We start from the raw sequence: 25,217 nt of genomic DNA, 5'->3' as shown, positions 1-25,217 counted from the left end.
GGACTTCGTCATGACCGAGCAGCCGCCGGCCCGCGTCGCCGGGTACGAGCGCCGGTTCAACACGCTCTTCGCGCAGTACTTCGACACCCTGGGTACGACCCTGGACACCCCGTCCTTCAGCCGTTTCACCCCGGACTGCGTCGAGTTGCTGCGCGACCTGTCGCTGCGCGGCGGCAAGCGGATGCGGGTCGTCCTGCTGCACGAGGCCGCGCGCCTGGTGACCGCCGAGCCGGTCGAAGGGCTGGACGCCGCCGCGCTGAGCGTCGAACTCCTCCAGACCCACGGCCTGGTGCACGACGACCTCATCGACGACAGCGCCACCCGCAGGGGCGGCCCCACCACGTACTACGCCTACCGGGAGAAGTTCCCCGGGCATCCACGCGCCGCGCTCGCCCTCACGGTGCTCGCGGGCGACCTCGCCCTGGCCCTCTCCCTGCGTGTGCTGCTGGAGGCCCGGCTTCCCACCGAGGTGCGCCAGGCCATGGTCGAGGTCCAGACCCGGGCCGCGGCCGACACCTTCGTCGGCCAGATCGTCGACCTGGAACGCGACTTCAGCGCCACACCCCCGGACGACGAGATCCTGCACGCCGTCGCCGACCACAAGTCGGCCCGGTACTCGGTCCTGGCGCCCCTGCGTCTGGGACTCCTGGCCGCGGGCGAGCGACCGGACGCCCACGAACCCGGGTTGAGCGACTACGCGCGCCTGATCGGCATCTGCGGACAGATGCGCGACGACTACCTGGACCTGTTCGGCGACGCGGAGGCGATGGGGAAGCCGACCGGCACCGACATCCGCGAGGGCCGGCACACCTACACCGTGGTCCGGCTGCTGTCCGCCGTCAGCGGCGCCGAGCGGGACTTCGTGCACCGGGCCCTCGGCGATCCCGCCTGCACACCGCAAACCATCGCCGAGATCCGCGCGATCGGCGAGCAGGCCGGCGTCGCCGACCGGATGCGCGCCGACATGCGTCAGTACGCCGAGCGGGCCCGCCTGGTGGCGGAGAGCTGGCGTCCGCGCCGGCGCGAGGACGCGGTCGCCTTCTTCGAGCAACTGCCGCGGTGGAGCGTCGAACGGGCCGCCTGATCCGCTCGCACCCCGGCCGGCCGGAGCGCCGCGGTCTCCTGCGCGCCGGCCGGCAGCCGGGCGGGCCGTCCGGGCCGCTCACCACGGCCGATTGTCAGTGGCACCTTCTACGGTTCTGTCAGTGGAACCCGCGGAACACGCCGTGGGACCGACCGGGGAGAGGTCTGCCATGTCGAGGACGTACCTGGAGCTGTCGCAGGACGGCGGGGGCGCGCACAAGTTCTACGAAGTCACCGTCCAGGGACAGGTCGTGTCGGTGCGCTACGGCCGCATCGGCGCCGCCGGGCAGACCCAGACCTCCACCTTCCCCACCGCGCAGAAGGCCGAGGCCGCCGCGGCCAAGAAGATAGGCGAGAAGATCCGCAAGGGCTACGAGCCCGCCGTGCAGGGACAGCGCGCGCCCCGCGCCGTCACCCGCCGCCAGGTGGCCTCCGCACCCTCCACGGCCCGCGCGGTGGCCCCCGTCCTGTGGCGGTTCCGCACCGGCTCCGCCGCGTTCGGCATCCACATCGACGAGGACAAGTGCTGGGTGGGCAACCAGGCGGGCGACGTCTACACCCTCGCCCACGGCGGCGAGGTCCTCGCGCGCTACCAGCTGCCGGACGGCGTCAAGTGCCTGGTCGCCGACGACTTCTGGATCTACGCCGGCTGCGACGACGGCCGGGTCTACGACCTTTCGTCCAAACTGCCCTTCGCCGCCTACGACATCGCGGCCGACGTGGACATCTTCTGGCTCGACATCCACGAGGGCGTGCTGAACGTCGCGGACCGCGCAGGCCGGCTCACCGTCATCGACCACGAGGACGAGCACCAGTGGTCGCGCGGCGGGCGCGGCGAGCACGCCTGGATGGTGCGCGCCGACGACCGCGCCGTCTACCACGGGCACACCCGCGGCGTGACGGCCCACGCACCCGACGGCGGCACCGAGTTGTGGCACACCCCCACCCAGGGGGCCGTCCTCTTCGGCTGGCAGGAGGACGACGCGGTGTACGCGGGCACGGCGCGCCACACCGTCCAGCGGCTGTCCAAGGCGACCGGCGTCATCGAGGCGACCTACCACTGCGACAGCCCGGTCTACTCCTGCGCCACCTCACCCGGCGGCCGGTTCGTCTTCGCCGGCGACTCCGCGTCCTCGGTGTACTGCTTCGACCGGGACGGCACCCGCCTGTGGAAGCTCGGCACCGGCGGCGGCTCCGCCCTGTCCATGCAGTACCGCGACGAGCGGCTCTTCCTCGTCACCACGGACGGCTCCCTGGTGTGCGTGGACGCGAGCGAGACGGCGGTCGCGGCCGCGCAACAGGGCTCGGTTCCCGTCGCCCGCGACGTCAAGCTCGCCGCCACCCTGCCGACGTACGCGCCGGCCACCGCGGTCGCCGCCGTGGCGACCGTGACCGCGGCGCCCGCGGGCTCGGTGGTGGTCGAGTGCGTCCAGGAGAACGGCCGTACCCGCATCCACGTGGTGTCGGAGGGGTACGACCACTCGTGGAACGTCCAGTTCCCGAGGGCGATCAGGGAACCCGGCGCGCGGTACGTGGTCGACGCCCTGCACGCCGCGTCGGGCGGCTTCTACCGGGTGCGCGGGGACATCAGGCGCCTCCAGTGACGGGGCGCGGCGTCAGGCGATGGAGGCGGCGATGACGGCGGACACCGCCAGGTTGCACGACGCCGTCACCCATACCGCCGGGTGCGGCTCCGGCTCGACCAGCGTCGCGCCCAGCCGCCCCGGGGTGATCAGATCGACCACCAGGAAGGCCACGGCCATCATCACGAGCCCCAGCAGCCCGAACACGGCCGTGGACACCAGACCCTTGCCGAAGTCCTCGTACGTCGTCCATATGGAGGTGAAGACGATGCCGCCGATGCCGAGCAGCGCGGAGCTGAGCACCAGAGCGGCGTTGCGGTTGCGCTGCTCCCAGATCTGCCGGCCGAGCTTTCCGGGCGTCAGCAGGTCCACGAGGACGATGCCGAGGACCAGGAGGACCAGCCCCAGGCCGCCGTAGGCGGCGGCCCGGCCGAGTCCGTTGACGATGTCGGTCATGGCGTTGCCGGCTCCGTAGCGTGAGAGATCGCGCGCGTCGGATCGCGAATGATCGTGGTCAAGGCGCTGCAAAATGTAGCGCACCTGCCGTGTCGCTCAAGAGGCGGTCCGCAGCGAGCGGTTGCGCCGCACGGACGACCAGAACGACGCACCGATCAGGACCACGCCGACGAGGCCGGTGATGATCTCGTTGATCTGGTACTGGATGGTGACCAGCAGGATCAGCGACAGCGCGCCGATGGCGTAATGGGCGCCGTGCTCCAGGTAGACGTAGTCGTCGAGGGTGCCCTGGCGGACCAGATAGACGGTCAGGGACCGCACGTACATGGCGCCGATGCCGAGGCCGAGGGCCATCAGGACGATGTCGTTGGTGATGGCGAAGGCGCCGATCACGCCGTCGAAGGAGAAGGACGCGTCCAGGACCTCCAGGTAGAGGAACATGAAGAAGGCCGCCTTTCCCGCCAGCTCGACGGGGGACCCGCGCCGTCCCGCCCGTTCCGCCCTCTCCTCCGCCTGCTGCTCGCGCTCCTCCTCGTGCTCGAGCCGTTGCTCGAAGAAGCCGGAGAGGCCGCCGACGACCATGTAGGTGATGAGGCCGGCGACGCCCGCGAGCAGGACGGTCTCGGCCTTGTCGGCGTGCGTGCCGCCGTGCTGGTGGGCGTGGGCGCCGAAGGTGGTCGCCGAGATCAGCAGCACGATCAGGGCGATGCAGACCGACAGCATGTCGACGCTGCCGAGCCTGGCCAGCGGACGCTCCAGCCACCCCAGCCACTTGATCTCCCGGTCCTCGAAGACGAAGTCCAGGAAGATCATCAGAAGGAACATCCCGCCGAAGGCGGCGATCGACGGATGGGCGTCGGTCACCAGTTCCTGATAGCGGTCCTTGTCGGTGAGCGCCAGGTGCACCGCGTTCCACGGACTCAGCCGGGCACTGATCGCCACGATCACCACGGGGAAGACCAGCCGCATCCCGAAGACCGCGATCACGATGCCGACGGTGAGGAAGATCTTCTGCCAGAAGGCGTTCATCTTCTTCAGGATCCCGGCGTTGATCACCGCGTTGTCGAAGGACAGGGAGATCTCCAGAACGGAGAGAATCGCCACGATGCCGAGGGCGGTCCAGCCGTCGTAGAGCACTCCGGCGGCCAGGCCGAGGGCGGTGACCACGAAAGCCCAGCGGAACGTCTTCACAAGCACCGGCAACTCATTCCTGTCGTCGCACTGATACGGGGCGGCATCCCCTGCCAGTGCCCGCCACGCACGTTTCCTACCACGCCCGTCCGGCGGCACCCGGACAGGCGTTCCGGACGACACCCGACAGCGGCGGCCATCCAGAGTGGAGCCCCTCGTTTCCTTGAGTCGTTCGTGTGCCAGGGAGTAGGTTCGCCCCCATGACGGCATCCCGGAACTCCCGGAATCCGGCCACCGCCGACGAGCTGCGCCGGGCGGGACTGCGGGTGACCGCCGCCCGCGTCGCGCTGCTCGAGACCGTCCGGGAGGGCGACCACCTCGACGCCGAGGCCCTCACCTCGGGGGTGCGCCGACGCGTGGGGCACGTCTCCCTCCAGGCCGTGTACGACGCCCTGCACGCCCTCACCGCGGCACGGCTCGTGCGCCGTATCGAACCACCCGGCGGCCCGGCGCGGTTCGAGGGACGGGTCGGTGACAACCACCACCACGTCCTGTGCCGGTCCTGCGGCACCCTCGCGGACGTCGACTGCGCCTTGGGCGACGCGCCGTGTCTGACGGCCTCCGACGACCACGGCTTCGTGATAGACGAGGCCGAGGTCATCTACCGGGGCCTGTGCCCCGGCTGCTCCACCCCCGGCAGTTCCCCAGCACCGTGATCCGCCCCGTTCGGAAGGATTCCCATGTCCGAGAACCACGACGCCATCGTGACCGACGCGAAGGCCGAGGAGACGGGCGGCTGCCCGGTCCCCCACGGACGCGCCCCGCACCCCACGCAGGGCGGCGGAAACCGTCAGTGGTGGCCGGAACGGCTCAACCTGAAGATCCTCGCCAAGAACCCCGCCGTCGCCAACCCGCTGGGTGAGGAGTTCGACTACGCGGCCGCCTTCAACTCCCTCGACCTGCCGGCCGTGAAACGGGACATCGCCGAGGTGCTGACCACCTCGCAGGACTGGTGGCCCGCCGACTTCGGCAACTACGGCCCGCTGATGGTCCGGATGGCCTGGCACAGCGCGGGCACCTACCGCATCAGCGACGGCCGCGGCGGCGCGGGCGCCGGCCAGCAGCGCTTCGCCCCGCTCAACAGCTGGCCGGACAACGGCAACCTCGACAAGGCCCGCCGCCTGCTGTGGCCGGTCAAGAAGAAGTACGGCCAGAACCTCTCCTGGGCCGACCTGCTCGTCCTCACCGGCAACGTCGCGCTGGAGACGATGGGCTTCGAGACCTTCGGCTTCGCCGGCGGCCGCGCCGACGTCTGGGAGGCCGAGGAGGACGTCTACTGGGGCCCCGAGACCACCTGGCTCGACGACCGGCGCTACACCGGCGACCGCGAGCTGGAGAACCCGCTCGGCGCCGTCCAGATGGGCCTGATCTACGTCAACCCGGAGGGCCCGAACGGCAACCCGGACCCGATCGCCGCCGCCCGCGACATCCGTGAGACCTTCCGCCGCATGGCGATGAACGACGAGGAGACCGTCGCGCTGATCGCCGGCGGCCACACCTTCGGCAAGACCCACGGCGCCGGCCCCGCCGACGCCGTCGGCGACGACCCCGAGGCCGCCCCCATGGAGCAGATGGGACTCGGCTGGAAGTCCACCCACGGTACGGGCAAGGGCGGCGACGCCATCACCTCCGGCCTGGAGGTCACCTGGACCAGCACGCCGACCCAGTGGGGCAACGGCTTCTTCAAGAACCTCTTCGAGTTCGAGTACGAGCTGGAGCAGAGCCCGGCCGGCGCCCACCAGTGGGTGGCCAAGGACGCCCCGGAGATCATCCCCGACGCGCACGACCCGGCCAAGAAGCACCGCCCCCGGATGCTCACCACCGACCTGTCGCTGCGCCTCGACCCGATCTACGGGCCGATCTCCCGCCGGTTCTACGAGAACCCGGAGGAATTCGCCGACGCCTTCGCCCGCGCCTGGTTCAAGCTGACCCACCGCGACATGGGCCCCAAGTCCCTGTACCTCGGCCCGGAGGTGCCCGAGGAGACCCTCCTCTGGCAGGACCCGCTGCCCGAGCCCCAGGGCGAGGCCATCGACGCCGAGGACATCGCCACCCTCAAGACCAAGCTGCTGGAGTCCGGCCTGTCCGTGGCGCAGCTGGTGTCCACCGCCTGGGCCTCCGCGTCCACCTTCCGCGGCAGCGACAAGCGCGGCGGCGCCAACGGCGCCCGCATCCGCCTCGAACCGCAGCGCGGCTGGGAGGTCAACGACCCCGACGAACTGGCCCAGGTCCTGCGCGTCCTCGAAGGCGTCCAGCGGGACTTCAACGCCGGCGCGGGCGCCAAGCACGTCTCCCTGGCCGACCTGATCGTGCTCGGTGGCTCGGCGGCCGTCGAGAAGGCCGCCAAGGAAGCCGGATTCGAGGTGGAGGTCCCCTTCGCCGCGGGCCGCGTGGATGCCACGGAGGAGCACACCGACGCCGAGTCCTTCGAGGCGCTCGAGCCGACCGCCGACGGCTTCCGCAACTACCTCGGCAAGGGCAACCGGCTGCCGGCCGAGTTCCTCCTGCTCGACCGGGCCAACCTGCTCACCCTGAGCGCGCCCGAGATGACCGTCCTGGTCGGTGGCCTGCGCGTCCTGGGCGCCAACCACCAGCAGTCCCAGCTCGGCGTGTTCACCCGGACGCCCGGCTCGCTGACCAACGACTTCTTCGTCAACCTGCTCGACCTGGGCATCACGTGGAAGTCGACGTCCGAGGACCGGACCACGTTCGAGGGCCGCGACGCCGCCACGGGCGAGGTCAAGTGGGCCGGCAGCCGCGCCGACCTGGCCTTCGGCTCCAACGCCGAACTGCGGGCGCTCGCCGAGGTCTACGCGAGCGACGACGCCAAGGAGAAGTTCGTGCACGACTTCGTCGCCGCCTGGGTCAAGGTCATGAACCTCGACCGCTTCGACCTGGCCTGATCCACCCCGTCCTCGCAGTCCCACGGCCGCCGGACGGGCCGGTGCCGACACCAGCGGTACCGGCCCGTCCGGCGGCCCCGGCGGTCCTTGCGAGGGGAAAAGCGGTGGTCACGCACAGCGCGTCGTGCTGGGATGGCCCGATGCTCAGTGACGCACCGGAGGCCGTGGACCGGGGGCGGTACCGGGACACCGTCACCCCGTGGGAGGAACCGGCCTGGCGCGCCGAGGTCCTGGACTGGGTCCGGTCCGGGCTCACCGCCCGCGGGCTGCGGCCGACGGGACAGTGGCGGGTGCGGCTGCGGCCGTGGTCCGTCCTGCTGCGGCTGTCCGTCCGGGAGGGCGACGCGGTCTGGTTCAAGGCGAACCCTCCGGGCAGCGCCTTCGAGGGCGCGCTGACCGCGGCACTGGCCCGCTGGGTCCCCGGGCACGTCCTGGAGCCGCTGGCGGTGGACACCGACCGGGGCTGGTCGCTGCTGCCCGACGGGGGACCGCTGTTCCGCCAGGTCCTCGAACGGGAGACGGTCACTCCCGGCGCGTGGGAAGAACTCGTGCGCCAGTACGCGGCCGTGCAACACGCCCTGACCGCGCGGGCGCCAGAGATCGAACGCCTGGGTGTCCCCGCCGTCCCCGTGCGCGCGCTGCCCGGCGTCCTCGACCGGCTCGACGACAGCCCGCTGCCGCACCGGGACCGGGTCGCGCTGCGGGACCTGCGCCCCCGCGTGCTGGACTGGTGCGCGGAACTCGACGCCCTGGCCGTCCCCGACTCCCTCGACCACGCCGACCTGCACGAGGGGCAGTTGTTCCGTCCCGCGCCCGGCAGGTTCACCTTCTTCGACTGGGGCGACGCCGTCGTCGCCCACCCCTTCGCGGGCCTCGTCGTCCCCGCCCGCCGGGCCGCCGAGCACCACGGTCCGCAGGTGCTGCCGCGCCTGCGCGACGCCTACCTCGAACCGTGGACCGACGCCGGCCGAACGGCGGCGCGGCTGCGCCGGGCGGCGAGCCTCGCCTGGCGGCTCAGCGCCCTGAACCGCGCCGCCGCCTACGGCCGGCTCTTCCCCACCGCGTCCGGTGCCGCCGGTGCCGCCGGTGCCGCGACGGCCGCGGCGGGGGCTCGCTGTCTGCTGGAACTGCTGGACGAGCCGCCCTTCTGACCCGGTCCCGGCCCTAGGGAGTGTCGTTTGGATCTTGCCGGGGGCGCGGGGTCTGGCACGCACATCTGCGGCGTTGTCGTCGGTTGCCAGGGCTCCGCCCTGGCGCCCTCCTCCGCCTTGCAGCTGCACGCACCAGATCCCGCTCGGGTTGGCAGCAACGCACCGATGCCCGGAGTCGGCCTGATCCAAACGACACCCCCTCCTCGCACGGGTCGTTGTCAGTGCCGGATGCGAGGCTTCACGCATGGATGAGGTGGAGTTCATGCGCGGCAGGGTCTACGGCGCCGACCACGACAACCCCGGGCCGCGCGCCGGACGCGTGTACGCGCATCTGGTGGGCGGTCCCCTGGACGGCCTGCTCCTGGACGTTACGGACCTCACGGAACAGGAGCGCGGCCGCGCCGTGGCACTGGCGACGGAGATAGGCCGCTACGGCCCGGGCGGCCGCTCCGCCTACGCCCCGAGGCCGGGCGACGCCCGCCGCTTCGACTGGCGGGGCGACGTGCCCTGAACCGGCACCGCCCCCGTCTGCGCGGTCAGCGCCGCCAGCAGCCAGTCGTGCGCCGTCCCCGGGGTCGGCTCCGGCCGCCCGCCCGGCGCGGTGTTCACCTCGGACACCAGCTCCCAGTAGCCGTCCAGACGTGGATCGGCGGCGAGCTGCCCGGCCAGCCGGCGCCGGAAGTCCGGGGTGTCCCGCACCCCGTACGCGCTCGTGTACGCGCCCACGAAGCCGTCCAGCGCCTCACCCGGATGCGGCTCCCGGCCCCGGCGCAGCTGCGCCCCGGCCAGCTCGTACGCCTCCGCGAGCGCCGCGTACAGCACGGCGGCCCCCCGTGTCCCGGCGGCACGGTGGGCCTCGGGCTGGGGCTGGGCGGTGCCCGGACACGGGGCGAGGGTGAGGGCGTTGAGGCGGGCGAAGGCCAGGACCTGGGCCGGTGAGGGGTCGTCGGGCGGCTGCGGGACCGCCACGTCCAGGAAGGCCCCGGCGGACCGGGCCGGCATCCGTGCCGGCAGCCACCCGCGCCAGAACCGCACCAGCGGCGCCGTGCTGGGCGGGACGGACACGGCGCCGATCAACCGCAGCCGGTCGGCCTGCTCAGCGGGCGGCGACTCCTGCACCAGCCGCAGTGCGGCCTCCCGCCAGCGCAACGCCCTCAGCTCCGAGCCGACCTCGCGCAGCCGGCCCGCCACCGCGGCCTCCAGTGCCCCGCCCGACCCGCTCCCACCGCCCGCCGCACCGTCCGCCTGCCGCTCGTCGAGAATCCGCCGCACCTCGGGAACGCCCAGGTCCAGGGCGCGCAAGGAGCGGATCAGCCGCAGTCGGTCGAGGGCCTCGGGGCCGTAGCGCCGGTGCCCTCCGGCGCTGCGGGACGCCTCCGGCAGCAGACCTCGGTCCGAGTAGAAGCGGACCGTCTTGACGGTGACGCCCGCGCCCTCGGCCAGCTCGCCGATGCCGCACAGCCCGTCGTGGGACGTGAACACTTGAACCTCCCTCAGGGGGAGTTCCTACCGTACCGGCGACGGCGGGCCGGTGATCGGGCCGGGCCGCGCCACGGACGGAGGAGAGAGCAGACCATGACCGCGTTCATCCTGGTGTCGGGCATGTTCACCGGCACCCACATCTGGCAGGACACCGTCGCGCGCCTGACCGCGGCAGGCTCCGAGGTGCACACGGTCGCCCTCACCGGCCTCGACGGACCGCGCGCCGCCGGCGACGGTGCCGTGGACCTGGAGACCCACATCGCGGACGTGCTCGCGGTGGTCGACTCGGTGGTCGGCGCCGCGGGCGGGGCCGGGGGCCGGCGGATCGTCCTGGTCGGCCACGACTACGGCATCCACCCGGCGGTCGGTGCCGCCGACCGGCGCGCCGAGCACATCGAGCGGATCGTCTACCTGGACTCGGGCCTGCCGAGGGACGGCGTCCCGGCCCTGGCCGCCGTGCCCGACCAGTCCCTGCGCGACCGTCTCGCCCGAACTCCCGGAACCGCCGGAACCGCAGGGGCGGACGAGACCCCGGGCCTGTTGCCGCCCCCGGCGCTCGACGAGTGGCCGCGCTGGGGCAGCACCGCGGGAGTCCCCGACGCCGCACTGGACCGGCTCACCGCCCTCGCCGCGCCCCAGCCCCTGGGCACCCTGCTCCAGCCGCTGCGGCTGACCGGCGCGGTCGCCCCGGTGCCCACCACCGGCGTGCTGTGCACGGGCAACGGCACGAGCATCGAGCTGATGCAGATGCTGGTGCGCCTGGGCGACCCCGCGCTGCGCCCCCTGACCGACCCCCGGGTGACCTTCTTCGAACTCCCCACCGGCCACTGGCCGATGCTGTCCTGCCCCGCCGAGCTGACGGACGTGCTGTTGCGGGCCGCGGCGGGCGAGGGACACCGGCTGGAGCCGGTCGACGACGCCGAGGGGCCGGGGCACCTGCGGCCGTTCCTGATGGACGTGCCCGACGTCCCGAGGGAACGGCACGGAAACATCGACCTCTACCTGCCCGACGCCGGGGAGCCGCGCCCCGCGGTGGTGTTCGTGCACGGCGGCCCGGTCCCCGCCGACGCCCGGCCGACCCCCAGGGACTGGCCGGGCCTGACGGGGTACGCACGGTGCGTGGCCGGGGACGGAGCCGTGGGCGTCCTCCTCGACCACCGCCTGCACGACCTCGGCGACTACGAGCGGGCCGCCGCGGACGTGGCCGCCGCCGTGGAACTGGCGCGGGCCGATCCGCGGGTGGACGGGGACCGGATCGCGCTGTGGTTCTTCTCCGGCGGTGGCCTGATCGCCGCCGACTGGCTGGACGCGCCCCCGGCATGGCTGCGCTGCCTGGCGGCCACCTACCCCGTTCTCGCGCCGCTGCCGAACTGGGGGCTGTCCGAGACCCGCCTGCGACCGGTGCGCGCCGTGGCGAACGCGGGCGACCTGCCCATCGTGCTCACCCGGGTGGGGCTGGAGATGCCGGAGCTCGCCGCCACCGTCGAGGAGTTCCTGGCCGAGGCCAAGGACCGCGGGGCGGACGTGGAGGTGATCGACGTGCCGAACGGCCACCACGGCTTCGAGACCATCGACGTGACCGACGAGTCGCGCGCGGCGGTGCGGCACGCGATGCGCACGGTGCTCGGCCACGCCTTCGGGACGGGGACGGAGCCGGGGACCGGGGCCGGGACGCCGTGACGGCGGGCGACGCGCCACCAATCCGTCCGCCGCCCGGTGCCGGATCACCTTTGTGAGCGACCACGACAAGACCCCACGCACCTCGTCGGCCGGGACCCGGACCCGCCTCCCGCTGGGGGCCCTGAGCGGCCTCCTGGCGGGTGGCGCCGCCCTCGCCGTCGCCGAGTCGGCGGCGGCCGCGGTGCGCCCGCAGGCCGGGCCGGTCGTCGCGGTCGGCGGAGCCGCCATCGACCGTACGCCGACCGCCGTGAAGGACTGGGCGATCCGCACCTTCGGCAGCGACGACAAGCTCGTGCTCCTGCTCGGCATCCTCGCCGTACTGACCCTGTTCGCCCTGGCCCTCGGCGCGCTCGCCGTCCGCCACCGGCGCACCGGTGCCGGGGGAGTCCTCGCCTTCGGAGTCGTGGGCGCCGCGGCGGCCCTCGGCAGGCCCGACTCCACCGGTGTCACCGACGCCCTCCCCTCCGTCCTGGGGGCGATCGCCGGCGCGGTGCTCCTGTACGTCCTCGCCGGCCTCCTCCCGGCACCGCACCGGACGGAGCCGGGGGAGCGGGGCGAGGGCTGGGACCGGCGCCGTTTCGTCCTCGCGGCGACCGCCGCGGCCGCGGCCTCGGCGGGGGCCGGCGTCCTCGGCCGGGCCCTGAGCGGCGCGGGCGGCCGGGAGGCGGTCGCCTCACGCGAGAACGTCACCCTTCCGCCGCCCGGCTCCCCGGCCCCGGCGGTGCCCCGGCGGGCACGGGCCGGGGTGGAGGGGGTCAGCCGCTTCATCACCCCCAACGGCGACTTCTACCGCGTCGACACCGCCCTGGTGGTGCCCAAGGTGGACGCCACCGGCTGGCGGCTGCGCGTCCACGGCGACGGCGTCGCCCGGGAGCGGACGCTGACCTTCGACGACCTCCTGCGGCGCGAGCTGATCGAGCGGGACATCACCCTCACCTGTGTGTCCAACGAGGTGGGCGGCCCGTACGTCGGCAACGCCCGCTGGATCGGCGTCCGGCTCGCCGACCTGCTGGACGAGTGCGGCGTCCGGCCCCCGTCGAAGGGCGGCCCGGCGGACCAGTTGGTGGCCCGCTCCGTGGACGGCATGACCATCGGCAGCCCGGTCGAGGAGGTCATGGACGGCCGCGACGCCATGCTCGCCGTCGGCATGAACGGCCAGCCCCTGCCCTTCGCCCACGGATTCCCCGTCCGCATGCTCGTGCCCGGCCTGTACGGCTACGTCTCCGCGTGCAAATGGATCGAGGACATCGAGCTGACCACGTTCGACGCCTACGACGCCTACTGGGTCGAGCGCGACTGGGCCCGCGAGGCACCGGTCAAGACCCAGTCCCGGATCGACACCCCGAAACCGTTCGCCCGGCCGAAGGCGGGCACGGTGATGGTCGCCGGAGTCGCCTGGGCCCAGCACCGCGGCATCGACAAGGTCGAGATCCGCGTCGACGACGGGCCCTGGCAGGAGGCCACCCTCGCGGCCGAGGACTCGCGCGACACCTGGCGGCAGTGGTCGTACGCCTGGCAGGCCACCAGGGGCGGCCACCACCTCACCGTGCGGGCCACCGACCGCACCGGCGAGGTGCAGACCGAGAAGCGCACCCGTACCGTGCCCGACGGCGCGAGCGGCCGGCATTCCGTGGTGGTGACGGTCGACGGATGACCCCGGGCGCACGGCCTCCGGGCGGGGTACCGGCCCCGCCCGCCCGGCGGGGCAAGCGTTTTCTGTCGCGCTTATTGACGTGTACGCGGCGGCGCCAGTTTCATGGTGGTGCTTGTGGGAGCGCTCCCACAACATTGCTCGCCGTCCGTGCCCGCACTACCCGCCCTGGAGTCGCCGTGCGCACAGCAAGACGCGATACGCCCGTACCGAAGACGCTCTCCGCCCGCCTGCCGACCGTTCTGGCCGCCCTGATAGGGCTGGTCGTCGCCGGGTCCCTCTTCCCGGGGGCCGCCCTGGCCCAGTCACCCGGCACCCGGGCGGCCGGCGCCGCGCAGGCGGTCGGCCTGCATGTCAGTGACGGCCGCCTCCTCGAGCGCAACGGCAACGACTTCGTCATGCGCGGGGTCAACCACGCCCACACCTGGTACCCCGGCGAGACGCAGTCGCTCGCGGACGTCAAGGCGCTGGGCGCCAACAGCGTCCGGGTCGTCCTCTCGGACGGGTACCGCTGGAGCGAGAACGGTCCCGAGGACGTCGCCGCCGTCATCGAGCAGTGCAAGGCCAACCGGCTGATCTGCGTCCTGGAGGTGCACGACACCACCGGATACGGCGAGGACGCCGCGGCCGGCACCCTCGACCACGCCGCCGACTACTGGATCGGCCTCAAGGACGTGCTGGCCGGCCAGGAGGACTACGTCGTCGTCAACATCGGCAACGAGCCCTGGGGCAACACCGACCCCGCCGGCTGGACGGAGCCGACCACGGCGGCCGTCAAGAAGCTGCGCGCCGCCGGGCTCCAGCACACGATCATGGTGGACGCCCCCAACTGGGGCCAGGACTGGCAGGGCGTCATGCGCGCCAACGCGCGGACCGTCTACGACGCCGACCCCACCGGCAACCTCGTCTTCTCCATCCACATGTACAGCGTCTTCGACACCGCCCAGGAGATCACCGACTATCTCAACGCCTTCGTCGACGCGAAACTGCCCATCCTGATCGGCGAGTTCGGCGGCCCCGCCGACCAGTACGGCGACCCGGACGAGGACACCATGATGGCCACCGCCGAGCAGCTCGGCCTCGGCTACCTCGCCTGGTCGTGGAGCGGCAACACCGACCCGATCCTGGACCTGGCGCTCGACTTCGACCCGAGCAGGCTCAGCGACTGGGGCGAACGCATCTTCCACGGCGCCAACGGCATCGCCGGGACCTCGAAGGAGGCCACCGTCTACGGCGGCGGAGCCCCGGACGACACCCAGCCCCCCACGGCACCCGGCACCCCGGCCGCCACCGCGGTCACGGACACCTCCGTCACCCTCGGCTGGACCGCCGCCACCGACGACACCGCGGTCACCGGCTACGACGTCGTCCGGGTCGGCGACGGCACCGAGACCCGGATCGCATCCTCGACGACCACCACCGCCACCGTGACCGGCCTCAGCGCCGGCACCACGTACACCTTCGCCGTCTACGCCCGCGACGCGGCCGGCAACCGGTCCGCCCGCTCCGCCGCCGTGGAGGTCACCACCGACGAGGGCGGCGGCACCCCGGGCGCGTCCTGCTCCGTCGGATACCGCGTCGTGGGCGAGTGGCCCGGCGGCTTCCAGGGCGAGATCGCCGTCCGCAACACCGGGAGCGAAGCCGTCGGTCCCTGGACGCTCGCGTTCGCCTTCGCGGACGGGCAGAGCATCACGAACATGTGGGGAGGCACCGCCACCCAGGACGCGGGCGCGGTCAGCGTCGCCCCGGCCTCCTACACCTCCACCATCCCGGCCGGCGGCACGGTCACCCTCGGCTTCACCGCGCGCAAGGGCGACACCAACACCGCCCCGGCGGCGTTCACCCTCGACGGAGCCTCCTGCGTGACCGCCTGACCGAGGGCAGGGGCGAGAGGAGGGCGCGGGTGAGGAACGTCACCACGACACCTCACGGACGTCGGCCCGGCTCTGCGGCTGTGTCGTCGCGGTGATCTCCGAGCGGTGGCGGCTCGCCGCGAACGTCACCTTCAGCGTCTGCGGCGCGCTCTGCTCCGTACTCACCGTGAAGCCCTGGTTCGGCACCGCCGAGATCAGGCACACCCCGCCGCCGCCGAACCGCACGGTCGCCTTGCCGCCCTCGGACGGCACCGTGTACACGCCCGCCCCGCCCTCCTCGCACCCCGGGTCGCCCCCGCCCCCGGGGGACCGCGGGGGAGTGGTGCGGGCGCTCGGCGTCGGCGTGGGGGCCGGCGTCGGCCCGGGCGGCTCCGCGCTGGTGCGGGACGGCGTCGGGCGGGGCGCCCGGCTGGTGGGCGACGGGCTGGGAGTGGCCGTCACGGTCTTGGACACGGTCGGCCGGGGCGGGGCGGGAAGCTCCTTCGGCGCCGTCTGCGCGACCGGTGCGGTCGGCCGGGTCGAGCCCACCACGAAGTGGATCGTGATGATGACGGCCGTGACACTGGCCGCCGTGCAGGACAGCCAGATGATCAGGTAGCGCAGGAGGCGGGACACGACACCATAGTGACGGACCGGCTAACGTGCCTGCCCATGGCCTCCGTACTTGTCGTCGAGGACGACCCTGTGATCCGGGCCGCGCTGATCGAGGTCCTCACCGGACACGGCTACGCGGTGAAGACCGCACACCAGGGTTTCGAGGCGCTGCGCGACATCACCCAGAGCCCGCCGGACATCGTCGTGCTCGACCTCGGGCTGCCCGACCTCGACGGACTCGACGTGCTCAGGATGATCCGGGGGATATCCCGCGTCCCGGTGCTGGTCGCCACCGCCCGGGACGAGGAGTCCGAGATCATCAGGCTGCTCAATGCCGGGGCCGACGACTACCTGGTCAAGCCGTTCTCCGGCGGTCAGCTCGCGGCCCGGCTCGCCGCCGTACTGCGCCGCTCCGTGCCCGCCGACCTCCCCGCCGCACGGCCGCCCGTCCTCCGGGTCGCCGACCTGCGCATCGACCCGACCGCGCGCACCGCCCACCTCGGCGGCCGGGAACTCGCACTCACCCGGCGGGAGTTCGACCTGCTCGCCTACCTGGCCGCCAACGCCGACCAGGTCATCTCGAGGCAGCGCATCCTCACCGAGGTGTGGCAGCAGCCGTACGTCGAGGACCAGACGGTCGACGTCCATCTCTCCGCGCTCCGGCGCAAAATGGGTGAGAAGGCGCGAAAGCCCCGCTACCTCCACACCGTGCGGGGCATCGGCATCAAGCTGGTCAGCGCGCCATGAGACGAGCCCTCGCCGGGATCGCCCTGGCCGTCACCTCCATGGTGGCGCTGTCCTTCCTCATCCCGCTGGCCCTCCTCGTCCGGGAACAGGCTCGCGACCGGGTCACCACCGCGGCCGAACAGCGGGCCGCGGCCCTCTCGCCGGTGCTCGCCCTCACCACCCGGCGCGCCGACGTCCAGCAGGCCGTCGCGGAACTCGGCTCCTCCGACCAACTGGTCGTACGACTGCCCGACGGCACCTTCGTCGGGACACCGCACGCGTCCGAGGAGGCGCTCGACCGGGCCGTACGGGGGCGCGAGACCCTCGCCGTCGACACCCCCGACGGCTGGGCCTACCTCCAGCCCGTCGTGCTGCGGGGCGAGCGGGTCGCGGTCGTCGAGGCGTACGTGCCTGCCGCCGATCTCACCCGGGGCGTCGCGGCCTCCTGGGGCGTGATGGCCCTGCTCGCCGTCGGGCTGGTGGGCGGCTCGGTGCTGGTCGCCGACCGGCTCGGCGCCCGCGTGGTCCGCTCCTCCCGGGGCCTGAAGCGGGCCTCCCTCGCCCTCGGCTCCGGCGACCTCGGCGTACGGGTGGAACCGGACGGCCCGCCCGAGCTGCAGGAGGCGGGAGCGGCGTTCAACACCATGGCGGACCGGGTCGTCGACCTGCTCGCCGTCGAGCGCGAACTGGTCGCCGACCTCTCGCACCGGCTGCGCACCCCGCTGACCGCGCTCTACCTGGAGGCCGACCGGATGGGCGCGACGCCGAGCGCCCAGCGGGTCACGGAGGCGGCGGGGCAGCTCGAGCGCGAGCTGGACTCGATCATCGCGGCGGCGCGCACGCCCCTGGCGTCGGCGCAGCTCACCGGGGCCGGGCCGGGCACGGCGAAACCGTGCGACGTCGCCGAGGTGGTCGCCATGCGGCTGGACTTCTGGTCGGTCCTCGCCGCCCAGCAGGAGCGTCCGTTCGAGCGCTCCCTCACCCCGCGTCCGACGCCCGTGGCCTTCCCCGAGGACGACCTCGCGGCCGTCGTCGACGCCCTGATCGGCAACGTCTTCCGGCACACCCCGCAGGGCACCCGGTTCCTCGTGCGCGTGGAACGGCGGGAGGCGCACGTGCACCTCACCGTCGACGACGCCGGCCCCGGGGTGGCCGATCCCCGGGCGGCACTCACCCGGGGCGTCAGCGTCGGCGGTTCCACCGGGCTCGGCCTCGACATCGTGGCCCGGGCCGCCCGTACGGCGGACGGCGAACTGACGATCGCCCGCGCGCCGCTCGGGGGCGCGCGGGTGACGGTGTCGTTCGCGCTGGCGGACGCGCCGGTGCCCGGCGGCGGCGCACGCTGAGGTCCCGGTGGCGGTGTCCGCCGCGGAGCCGAGGCCGGGCCGGCCGGCGTCAGCGGCCGGTGCCGAAGTCCTGCGTCCACCAGGGGCCGCCGTCGCCGAAGTGGACGCCGACGCCCAGCTCCTTGAAGGAGCAGTTGAGTATGTTCGCGCGGTGGCCGGGGCTGTTCATCCAGGAGTCCATCACCGAGGCGGCGTCCGCCTGGCCCCGGGCTATGTTCTCGCCCAGCGTCGACCACTGGTAGCCGGCGGCCTCGACGCGGCTCGCCATGGTGGAGCCGTCGGGACCCGTGTGGGACATCACACCGCTGCTCGCCATGACATCGCTGTAGTCGTCCGCGGCCCGGGTCAGCCTGTCGTTCGCGGTGACCGGCGAGCAGCCCGCCGCGGCCCGCTCCTCGTTCACCAGCGCCAGGACCTGCGCCTCGGCACCACCGGTCGCGCCGGAGCCCGAGCCGGACCCGGAGCCGCCGCCCGACCCCGAGCCGCTGCCCGCGCCGGACGAGCCCTCGCCGCCCGGCCCGTCGCCGGCGCTCTTCGTGGTGACCTTGACGGGAGCCTCCGAGGCCGGTGCCGAAGCCTTCGCGGCACGGGTCGTCGGGCTCGCCGACTTCTCGGGCTTCTTCTTCGGCTCGGCGCTCTCGCTCGGGGAAGCGCTCGCCGTGGCGCTCGGGCTCGCCGACGCGGAGGCGAGCGGCGCCGCACCGCCCGCCGCGTCCTCGGCGTTCGGTGCCTGGTCGGCGGCGTTCGCGGTGACCCGGTCCGAGGCCCCGCCGTCCTCGCCGTCGGTGACGGCCAGCGTGATCCCGACGCCCGCCGTCAGGGTGATGGCGCCGAGGGCCAGCGCGGTGCCGCGGGTCCTGAGCCCGCCGCGGGGACGGGCGTGGGAGCGGGACGGGCGAGCGGCTCGGCGGGAACCCATGCGCAGGACACCTCGGCTTGTCGGTCGGCTGACGGAGCCCCCGTACCCGGTGGACGCGAGTGCGCCCACCGGGACTGTGGGGGGTGTTCGAGAGCCTAGGACGCGACCGGCGTGGAAACGGCCGTTCGAAGGTCATCTTCAGAAAGCCTTAAAAGAGCCGCCAAAGTCCGTTGAGGAAGTACGGCACCACCACCCGCCCCTTACGCACCCGCCGTCCGCCACCCTCGGTCCACGGCGGGGCGCTTCACAGTGAAAGGAGGACACGGGTGCCCACAGGGCCTCCGGACGTGCCCCCGACGCTCCGCCGTCACCCCGGCCACGGCGATTGCCGCCCCGGACGGCCGGACAGCCTGTCGGCGTGCAACCGGCAGATCGCCGGACACCACCGGTGCGCCCGGGGGACCGGGTCCTCCCGCCCACCGCCTCCGGGCGCACCGGCACCGACCGAGGAGGAACCGGACATGCCGTCCACCGCCGATGAATCACGGCTGCTCGACGAAGTACGTGACCTGCTGGCCGCCACGGTCGAGGACCTGGCCGTGGAGGAGATCCATCCCGACTCCTCCCTCCAGGACGACCTGGGCGTCGACTCGCTGGCCCGGCTGGAACTGGTCGCCGCCATCGAGGACCGCTGGCAGATCGAGGTGCCGCACGAGCAGGCGGAACAGCTCATGACGGTGCGGCAGATCGCCGCCCACCTCGCCGACGCCGTCGCCGCCCCCGCGGGCGGCACCGCGTGAGCCCACGGCACGCGGCCGACCCGGCCCCCGAGGAGCGGGCCGCCGTCGTCACGGGGCTGGGGCTGACCACCTCGCTGGGCGGCGACGTCCCCACCACCTGGCGGGCCCTGCTGGACGGCGTGTGCGGCGTCGAGCGGGTCGCCCTCGGGGAGCCGGACGGGCCCGCGCAGGAGTACCTCGCGGCCCCGGCCGCCGTCGACCCCGGGACCGTCCTGTCGCCCGCCAAGGCGGCGCACTGCGACCGCGCGGCGCAGTTCGCCCTCGTCGCCGCGCGGGAGGCCGTCCGCGACGCGGGGTTCACCGACGTGTCGGCACTCGCCGCGGACGGCTCGCGGGTGGCGGTGGTCGTCGGGGTGGGGCTGGGCGGGATCACCAGCGTCCTCGAGCAGGACCGCCGCCTGCGGACGCAGGGTCCGGGGCGGGTGAGCCCGCGCACCATCCCGGTCATGCTGCCCAACCACCCGGCGGCCGAAGTGGGGCTGCTGGTCGGCGCCAAGGCCGGGGTGCACGCCCCGGTCAGCGCCTGCGCCTCCGGTGCCGAGGCCCTCGCCCAGGCCCTCGGCATGATCCGGGACGGCCGCGCCGACATCGTGGTCGCGGGCGGCGCCGAGGCCGCACTGCATCCGCTCGTCCTGGCCGGGTTCGCGCGGCTGCGGGCCCTCTCCCGGCGCCACGACGACCCCAAGGGAGCCTCCAGACCCTTCGACGCCGACCGGGACGGCTTCGTCATGGGGGAGGGAGCCGGCCTGCTCGTGGTCGAGAGCGCCCGGCACGCCGCTGCCCGCGGCGCCCGCGTCCACGGCCGGCTGACCGGCGCGGGCATCACCAACGACAGCCACCACGTGGCCCAGCCGGCGCCCGGCGGAACGGGCTGCGCGGCCGCGGTCGACGCCGCGCTGCGCGACGCGGGGCTCGCTCCGGAGCGGGTCGGGCACGTCAACGCCCACGCCACCTCGACGCCGCTCGGCGACCTCGGCGAGGCGCGGGCCCTGCACAGCGTCTTCGCCAAGGGCGTGGACGACATCGCGGTGAGCGCCACCAAGGCCGCGTTCGGGCACACCCTCGGTGCCGCCGGAGCCATCGAGGCCGTCCTCACCGTGCTCGCCCTGCGGGACAGGACCGCACCTCCCGCGTGCAGTCTCGAACGGGTGGACCCGGAGGTCGGCCTGAACGTCGTCGGCCGCGACCCCGCGGCACTTCCCTCCGGGCCGCTCGCGGCCGTCACGACGAGCATGGGATTCGGCGGGCACAACGTGGCGCTCGCCTTCGCCTCATGAGGGACGGCCTCCCGGCCCCCGCCGGCGGCACACCGCGCACCGTGCTGATGTGCCCCGGCCAAGGGGCCTACCTCCCCGGCGCCCTGCGTCACCTGGGCGAAGTCCCCTCCGTCGCCCGGGTGCTGCGGACGGTGGACACCCACAGCACCGCGCTCGGCGGCCCCCGGGCGTCCGTCGCCGGTCTCCTCACCGACCCCGCGGCACCCGAACCCGGCCGGCTCGTGCGCGCCGATCCCCTGGGCTTCGACCTGGCCACCTACGCCGCGGTGGTCGCCTGTGCCACCGTCCTGCTCGACCTCGCCGTGCCGCCCGTCCACGCGGTGCTCGGGCACAGCGTGGGCGACCTCGCCGCGCTCACCGTGGCCGGCGTCATCACGCCGGAACAGGGGGTCCGGCTGCTGCACGTCCGCGACCGGCTGCTGCGCGAGGCCGCGCTGCCCGCGGCGGGCCTGCTGGCCACCGACCTGACCGCCGAGCAGGCGGCGGACCTGCTGAGCGCCGCGGACCTGCCACAGGTGCTGATCGCCGCCCGCAACGCCCCCGGCCAGACCGTCCTGGCCGGTCCCGACGACCAGTTGGCCGCCGTCCGGCACACCGTCCTGGCGCTCGGCCGCCGCGCCACCCCGCTGACCAGCCGTACGGCCTACCACCACCCGCTGCTCACCGAGGTCCACCGGGCCTTCCGGCGCCTTCTGCGAGCCCAGCCCGTCGCGCCGCCCACCCTCGCCGTGTACACGGCCACCACGGTGGGGCCCGCCCGCGCCCCGGCCCACCTGCGCACCGTGGCGGCCGCCCACCTCACCGAGCCCCTCGCCCTCCCCCGCACGCTGCACGCGATGCGCCGGGCAGGTTTCATCACCTACCTCGACAGCGGCCCCCGGGCCCTGCTGAGCACCCTCGCCCGGGCCGCCCTGCCCGGCTGCGCCACCGCCGCCCCCTCCCGCACCCCGGCCGGCCTCGACCGCATCCGCCGGCGCCTGGCCACCGCCCTGCCGTGAAGGCCCTTGACCCGGCACGGACGGCGCGCGTACATGAGGGAACCGGGAGTGGCCCGGCTCACATGGCGTACCGAGGGCGGCGCCGACACCATGGTCTCGTCACCCGGCAGGCTGAAGGGATCAAGAATGTTCCGCAAGGTGCTGGTCGCCAACCGCGGTGAGATCGCGATCCGTGCGTTTCGGGCGGGCTACGAGCTCGGCGCGCGCACCGTCGCCGTCTTCCCGCACGAGGACCGCAACTCGCTGCACCGGCTCAAGGCCGACGAGGCCTACGAGATCGGGGAGCAGGGGCATCCGGTGCGCGCGTATCTCTCCGTGGAGGAGATCGTCCGCGCCGCGCGCCGTGCGGGGGCCGACGCCGTCTACCCGGGCTACGGGTTCCTGTCCGAGAACCCCGAACTCGCCCGCGCCTGCGAAAAGGCCGGAATCACCTTCGTCGGGCCCAGCGCCCACATCCTCGAACTGACCGGCAACAAGGCCCGTGCCGTGGCCGCCGCCCGCGAGGCCGGCGTACCGGTGCTCGGCTCCTCGGCGCCCTCCACCGACGTGGACGAACTCGTGCGCGCCGCCGACGAGGTCGGCTTCCCCGTGTTCGTCAAGGCGGTCGCGGGCGGCGGCGGGCGCGGCATGCGCCGCGTCGAGGAACCCGCCCAGCTGCGCGAGGCCATCGAGGCCGCCTCCCGCGAGGCCGCCTCCGCCTTCGGCGACCCCACGGTCTTCCTGGAGAAGGCGGTCGTCGAACCGCGCCACATCGAGGTGCAGATCCTCGCCGACGGCGAGGGCGACGTCATCCACCTCTTCGAGCGGGACTGCTCGGTGCAGCGCCGCCACCAGAAGGTCATCGAGCTGGCGCCCGCGCCCAACCTCGACCCGGCCCTGCGGGAGCGGATCTGCGCCGACGCCGTGAACTTCGCCCGGCAGATCGGCTACCGCAACGCGGGCACCGTGGAGTTCCTCGTCGACCGCGACGGCAACCACGTCTTCATCGAGATGAACCCCCGCATCCAGGTCGAGCACACGGTCACCGAGGAGGTCACCGACGTCGACCTGGTCCAGTCCCAGCTGCGCATCGCCGCCGGCGAGACGCTCGCCGACCTCGGACTCGCCCAGGAGAACATCACCCTGCGCGGCGCGGCCCTGCAGTGCCGCATCACCACCGAGGACCCGGCCAACGGCTTCCGCCCGGACACCGGCCGGATCAGCGCCTACCGCTCGCCCGGCGGTTCCGGCATCCGCCTCGACGGCGGCACCACCCACGCCGGTACGGAGATCAGCGCGCACTTCGACTCGATGCTGGTCAAGCTCTCCTGCCGGGGACGGGACTTCACCACCGCCGTGAACCGGGCCCGGCGCGCGGTCGCCGAGTTCCGCATCCGCGGCGTCGCCACCAACATCCCGTTCCTCCAGGCGGTCCTGGACGACCCCGACTTCCAGGCGGGCCGGGTCACCACCTCGTTCATCGAGCAGCGCCCGCACCTGCTCACCGCCCGGCACTCCGCCGACCGCGGCACCAAGCTGCTGACCTACCTCGCCGACGTCACCGTGAACAAGCCGCACGGCGAGCGCCCCGAGCTGATCGACCCGCTGACCAAGCTGCCGGCCGTACCCGCCGGTGAACCCCCGGCCGGCTCCCGCCAGTTGCTCGCCGAGCTGGGCCCGGAGGGCTTCGCCCGCCGGCTGCGCGAGTCGCCCACCATCGGCGTCACCGACACCACCTTCCGCGACGCCCACCAGTCGCTGCTCGCCACCCGGGTGCGCACCAAGGACATGCTCGCCGTGGCGCCCGTCGTCGCCCGCACCCTGCCCCGGCTGCTGTCCCTGGAGTGCTGGGGCGGCGCCACCTACGACGTCGCGCTGCGCTTCCTCGCCGAGGACCCGTGGGAGCGGCTGGCCGCCCTGCGCGAGGCGGTGCCCAACATCTGCCTCCAGATGCTGCTGCGCGGCCGCAACACCGTGGGCTACACCCCGTACCCCACCGAGGTGACCGACGCCTTCGTGCAGGAGGCCGCCGCCACCGGCATCGACGTCTTCCGCATCTTCGACGCCCTCAACGACGTCGAGCAGATGCGGCCCGCCATCGAGGCCGTACGGCAGACCGGCACCGCCGTCGCCGAGGTCGCGCTCTGCTACACCGCAGACCTGTCGGACCCCTCCGAGCGGCTCTACACCCTCGACTACTACCTGCGGCTCGCCGAGCAGATCGTGAACGCCGGCGCCCACGTGCTGGCGGTCAAGGACATGGCCGGACTGCTGCGCGCCCCGGCCGCCGCGACCCTGGTGTCGGCGCTGCGCCGGGAGTTCGACCTGCCGGTGCACCTGCACACCCACGACACCACCGGCGGCCAGCTCGCCACCTACCTGGCCGCGATCCAGGCCGGCGCCGACGCCGTCGACGGCGCCGTGGCGTCCATGGCCGGGACCACCTCGCAGCCGTCCCTGTCGGCGATCGTGGCCGCCACCGACCACACCGAGCGGCCCACCGGCCTGGGCCTCCAGGCCGTCGGCGACCTGGAGCCGTACTGGGAGAGCGTGCGCAAGGTATACGCCCCCTTCGAGGCGGGCCTCGCCTCCCCGACCGGCCGCGTCTACCACCACGAGATCCCCGGCGGCCAGCTCTCCAACCTGCGCACCCAGGCCATCGCCCTCGGCCTCGGCGACCGCTTCGAGGACATCGAGGCCATGTACGCCGCCGCCGACCGGATGCTGGGCCGCCTGGTGAAGGTCACCCCGTCCTCCAAGGTCGTCGGCGACCTCGCCCTGCACCTGGTGGGCGCCGGTGTCTCCCCGGCGGACTTCGAGGCGGAACCGGACCGGTTCGACATCCCCGACTCCGTCGTCGGCTTCCTCCGCGGCGAGCTGGGCACCCCGCCCGGCGGCTGGCCCGAGCCGTTCCGCACCAAGGCACTGCGGGGCCGCGGCGAGGCCAAGCCGCTCGCCGAACTGTCCGAGGACGACCGCACCGGACTGGAGAAGGACCGCCGGGCGACGCTCAACCGGCTGCTCTTCCCTGGCCCGGCCCGCGAGTTCGAGACCCACCGGGCCTCGTTCGGCGACACCGGCGTCCTCGACAGCAAGGACTTCTTCTACGGGCTGCGCCCGGGCAAGGAGTACACCGTCGACCTCGACCCCGGCGTGCGGCTCCTCATCGAACTGCAGGCGGTCGGCGACGCCGACGAGCGCGGCATGCGCACCGTGATGGCCACCCTGAACGGTCAGCTCCGCCCGATCCAGGTCCGCGACCGGTCGGCGGCCACCGACGTACCCGCGACGGAGAAGGCCGACCGGACGAACCCCGGCCACGTCGCGGCGCCGTTCGCCGGCGTGGTGACCCTCGCCGTCGCCGAGGGCGACGAGGTGGAGGCCGGGGCGACCGTGGCCACCATCGAGGCGATGAAGATGGAGGCGTCCATCACCGCGCCGAAGTCCGGCACGGTGACCAGGCTCGCCATCAACCGCATCCAGCAGGTCGAGGGCGGCGACCTCCTCGTCCAACTCGCCTGAGGAACCGGGCTTCCGGCCCGACGGGCGACGCGCCCCGCACCGCTGCGGGGCGCGTCGTCGGC

General features: G+C 73.7%; 20 protein-coding genes. 16 read left to right on the top strand and 4 right to left on the bottom strand.

The features are described 5' to 3' along the window. Window positions 1-10 precede the first annotated feature (10 nt). Window positions 11-1,084 carry a polyprenyl synthetase family protein gene (locus D1J63_RS01365; RefSeq protein ID WP_125627353.1) on the top strand — a complete coding sequence of 358 codons (1,074 nt, stop codon included), beginning with the start codon at window positions 11-13 and terminating at the stop codon, window positions 1,082-1,084. A gap of 169 nt (window positions 1,085-1,253) precedes the next feature. Further along, the gene (locus tag D1J63_RS01360; protein WP_125627352.1) at window positions 1,254-2,687 is read left to right on the top strand and encodes a WGR domain-containing protein; all 1,434 of its coding nucleotides are present in this window, start codon (window positions 1,254-1,256) and stop codon (window positions 2,685-2,687) included. A gap of 12 nt (window positions 2,688-2,699) precedes the next feature. On the opposite strand, the gene D1J63_RS01355 is transcribed toward D1J63_RS01360, so the two are convergent. Together D1J63_RS01355 and D1J63_RS01350 are read right to left on the bottom strand one after the other, a co-directional pair. Beyond that, window positions 2,700-3,122, bottom strand: a complete 423-nt coding sequence (locus tag D1J63_RS01355; protein WP_061440648.1) for a DUF350 domain-containing protein — start codon at window positions 3,120-3,122, stop codon at window positions 2,700-2,702. Window positions 3,123-3,218: 96 nt separating this feature from the next. Then, window positions 3,219-4,319: a DUF475 domain-containing protein gene (locus D1J63_RS01350; protein ID WP_125627351.1), complete on the bottom strand. Its 1,101-nt coding sequence runs from the start codon at window positions 4,317-4,319 to the stop codon at window positions 3,219-3,221. 194 nt (window positions 4,320-4,513) lie between these two features. On the opposite strand from D1J63_RS01350, the gene D1J63_RS01345 reads away from it, so the two are divergent. The 4 genes from D1J63_RS01345 (at window position 4,514) to D1J63_RS01325 (ending at window position 8,878) form a co-directional block, all read left to right on the top strand. Further along, a complete protein-coding gene (locus D1J63_RS01345; protein WP_125627350.1) occupies window positions 4,514-4,969 on the top strand; it encodes a Fur family transcriptional regulator in 456 nt (151 codons plus the stop codon). A gap of 24 nt (window positions 4,970-4,993) precedes the next feature. Beyond that, window positions 4,994-7,216 (top strand): catalase/peroxidase HPI, encoded by a 2,223-nt coding sequence (gene katG / locus D1J63_RS01340; RefSeq protein WP_125627349.1) that lies wholly within the window; start codon window positions 4,994-4,996, stop codon window positions 7,214-7,216. Between the two features lie 140 nt (window positions 7,217-7,356). After that, a complete protein-coding gene (locus D1J63_RS01335; protein ID WP_125627348.1) occupies window positions 7,357-8,367 on the top strand; it encodes a phosphotransferase in 1,011 nt (336 codons plus the stop codon). Between the two features lie 244 nt (window positions 8,368-8,611). Continuing rightward, entirely contained in the window at window positions 8,612-8,878 is a 267-nt protein-coding gene (locus D1J63_RS01325; protein WP_102927352.1) for a hypothetical protein, read from the top strand. On the opposite strand, the gene D1J63_RS01320 is transcribed toward D1J63_RS01325, so the two are convergent. Further along, complete coding sequence (locus D1J63_RS01320) at window positions 8,821-9,849, bottom strand: MerR family transcriptional regulator (RefSeq protein ID WP_125627347.1); 1,029 nt, start codon at window positions 9,847-9,849, stop codon at window positions 8,821-8,823. The two genes, D1J63_RS01325 and D1J63_RS01320, sit on opposite strands and share 58 nt — an antisense overlap. 93 nt (window positions 9,850-9,942) lie before the next feature. Between D1J63_RS01320 and D1J63_RS01315 the strand changes: the two genes are divergently transcribed. The 6 genes from D1J63_RS01315 to D1J63_RS01285 all read left to right on the top strand — a co-directional run bounded on the left by D1J63_RS01315 (window position 9,943) and on the right by D1J63_RS01285 (window position 17,720). Next, window positions 9,943-11,529, top strand: a complete 1,587-nt coding sequence (locus D1J63_RS01315; RefSeq protein ID WP_125627346.1) for an alpha/beta hydrolase — start codon at window positions 9,943-9,945, stop codon at window positions 11,527-11,529. 52 nt (window positions 11,530-11,581) lie between these two features. After that, window positions 11,582-13,183: a molybdopterin-dependent oxidoreductase gene (locus D1J63_RS01310; RefSeq protein ID WP_125627345.1), complete on the top strand. Its 1,602-nt coding sequence runs from the start codon at window positions 11,582-11,584 to the stop codon at window positions 13,181-13,183. Window positions 13,184-13,359: 176 nt separating this feature from the next. Next, window positions 13,360-15,054 (top strand): cellulase family glycosylhydrolase, encoded by a 1,695-nt coding sequence (locus D1J63_RS01305; RefSeq protein WP_125627344.1) that lies wholly within the window; start codon window positions 13,360-13,362, stop codon window positions 15,052-15,054. 91 nt (window positions 15,055-15,145) lie between these two features. Continuing rightward, complete coding sequence (locus D1J63_RS37520) at window positions 15,146-15,652, top strand: hypothetical protein (protein ID WP_277601456.1); 507 nt, start codon at window positions 15,146-15,148, stop codon at window positions 15,650-15,652. 53 nt (window positions 15,653-15,705) lie between these two features. Next, on the top strand, window positions 15,706-16,395 hold the full coding sequence (locus D1J63_RS01290; protein WP_164712677.1) for a response regulator transcription factor: 690 nt from the start codon (window positions 15,706-15,708) through the stop codon (window positions 16,393-16,395). Beyond that, window positions 16,392-17,720, top strand: coding sequence for a HAMP domain-containing sensor histidine kinase (locus D1J63_RS01285; RefSeq protein WP_125627342.1), 1,329 nt, complete (start codon window positions 16,392-16,394; stop codon window positions 17,718-17,720). The genes D1J63_RS01290 and D1J63_RS01285 overlap by 4 nt, the downstream gene beginning before the upstream one ends. A gap of 49 nt (window positions 17,721-17,769) precedes the next feature. On the opposite strand, the gene D1J63_RS01280 is transcribed toward D1J63_RS01285, so the two are convergent. After that, window positions 17,770-18,639, bottom strand: a complete 870-nt coding sequence (locus D1J63_RS01280) for a CAP domain-containing protein (RefSeq protein ID WP_125627341.1) — start codon at window positions 18,637-18,639, stop codon at window positions 17,770-17,772. Between the two features lie 461 nt (window positions 18,640-19,100). Here D1J63_RS01280 and D1J63_RS01275 point away from each other — a divergent pair, with 461 nt between their 5' ends. From D1J63_RS01275 to D1J63_RS01260, 4 genes are all read left to right on the top strand, one after another. Beyond that, window positions 19,101-19,379 carry a phosphopantetheine-binding protein gene (locus tag D1J63_RS01275; protein ID WP_102932127.1) on the top strand — a complete coding sequence of 93 codons (279 nt, stop codon included), beginning with the start codon at window positions 19,101-19,103 and terminating at the stop codon, window positions 19,377-19,379. Further along, entirely contained in the window at window positions 19,376-20,656 is a 1,281-nt protein-coding gene (locus D1J63_RS01270; protein ID WP_125627340.1) for a beta-ketoacyl-[acyl-carrier-protein] synthase family protein, read from the top strand. The genes D1J63_RS01275 and D1J63_RS01270 overlap by 4 nt, the downstream gene beginning before the upstream one ends. Next, the gene (locus D1J63_RS01265; protein ID WP_125627339.1) at window positions 20,653-21,654 is read left to right on the top strand and encodes an acyltransferase domain-containing protein; all 1,002 of its coding nucleotides are present in this window, start codon (window positions 20,653-20,655) and stop codon (window positions 21,652-21,654) included. Before D1J63_RS01270 ends, D1J63_RS01265 begins: the two co-directional genes overlap by 4 nt. Window positions 21,655-21,780: 126 nt before the next feature. Further along, window positions 21,781-25,155 (top strand): pyruvate carboxylase, encoded by a 3,375-nt coding sequence (locus tag D1J63_RS01260; protein WP_125635102.1) that lies wholly within the window; start codon window positions 21,781-21,783, stop codon window positions 25,153-25,155. The last annotated feature ends 62 nt before the right edge of the window (window positions 25,156-25,217 follow it).

Origin of the sequence: Streptomyces sp. KPB2 (assembly GCF_003950055.1) — a bacterium.
GTDB classification, from domain to species: Bacteria; Actinomycetota; Actinomycetes; order Streptomycetales; family Streptomycetaceae; genus Streptomyces; species Streptomyces salinarius.
The sequence above is the reverse complement of the archived record's forward strand: the minus strand, read 5'-3'. Positions and strand labels throughout refer to the sequence as shown.

Bases quoted from the DNA above. Each gene is read 5' to 3' on its own strand.
- D1J63_RS01365 (WP_125627353.1), top strand. From the start codon at position 11: ATGACCGAGCAGCCGCCGGCCCGCGTCGCCGGGTACGAGCGCCGGTTC.
- D1J63_RS01360 (WP_125627352.1), top strand. From the start codon at position 1,254: ATGTCGAGGACGTACCTGGAGCTGTCGCAGGACGGCGGGGGCGCGCAC.
- D1J63_RS01355 (WP_061440648.1), bottom strand. From the start codon at position 3,122: ATGACCGACATCGTCAACGGACTCGGCCGGGCCGCCGCCTACGGCGGC.
- D1J63_RS01345 (WP_125627350.1), top strand. From the start codon at position 4,514: ATGACGGCATCCCGGAACTCCCGGAATCCGGCCACCGCCGACGAGCTG.
- katG (WP_125627349.1), top strand. From the start codon at position 4,994: ATGTCCGAGAACCACGACGCCATCGTGACCGACGCGAAGGCCGAGGAG.
- D1J63_RS01335 (WP_125627348.1), top strand. From the start codon at position 7,357: ATGCTCAGTGACGCACCGGAGGCCGTGGACCGGGGGCGGTACCGGGAC.
- D1J63_RS01325 (WP_102927352.1), top strand. From the start codon at position 8,612: ATGGATGAGGTGGAGTTCATGCGCGGCAGGGTCTACGGCGCCGACCAC.
- D1J63_RS01315 (WP_125627346.1), top strand. From the start codon at position 9,943: ATGACCGCGTTCATCCTGGTGTCGGGCATGTTCACCGGCACCCACATC.
- D1J63_RS01290 (WP_164712677.1), top strand. From the start codon at position 15,706: ATGGCCTCCGTACTTGTCGTCGAGGACGACCCTGTGATCCGGGCCGCG.
- D1J63_RS01285 (WP_125627342.1), top strand. From the start codon at position 16,392: ATGAGACGAGCCCTCGCCGGGATCGCCCTGGCCGTCACCTCCATGGTG.
- D1J63_RS01280 (WP_125627341.1), bottom strand. From the start codon at position 18,639: ATGGGTTCCCGCCGAGCCGCTCGCCCGTCCCGCTCCCACGCCCGTCCC.
- D1J63_RS01275 (WP_102932127.1), top strand. From the start codon at position 19,101: ATGCCGTCCACCGCCGATGAATCACGGCTGCTCGACGAAGTACGTGAC.
- D1J63_RS01265 (WP_125627339.1), top strand. From the start codon at position 20,653: ATGAGGGACGGCCTCCCGGCCCCCGCCGGCGGCACACCGCGCACCGTG.
- D1J63_RS01260 (WP_125635102.1), top strand. From the start codon at position 21,781: ATGTTCCGCAAGGTGCTGGTCGCCAACCGCGGTGAGATCGCGATCCGT.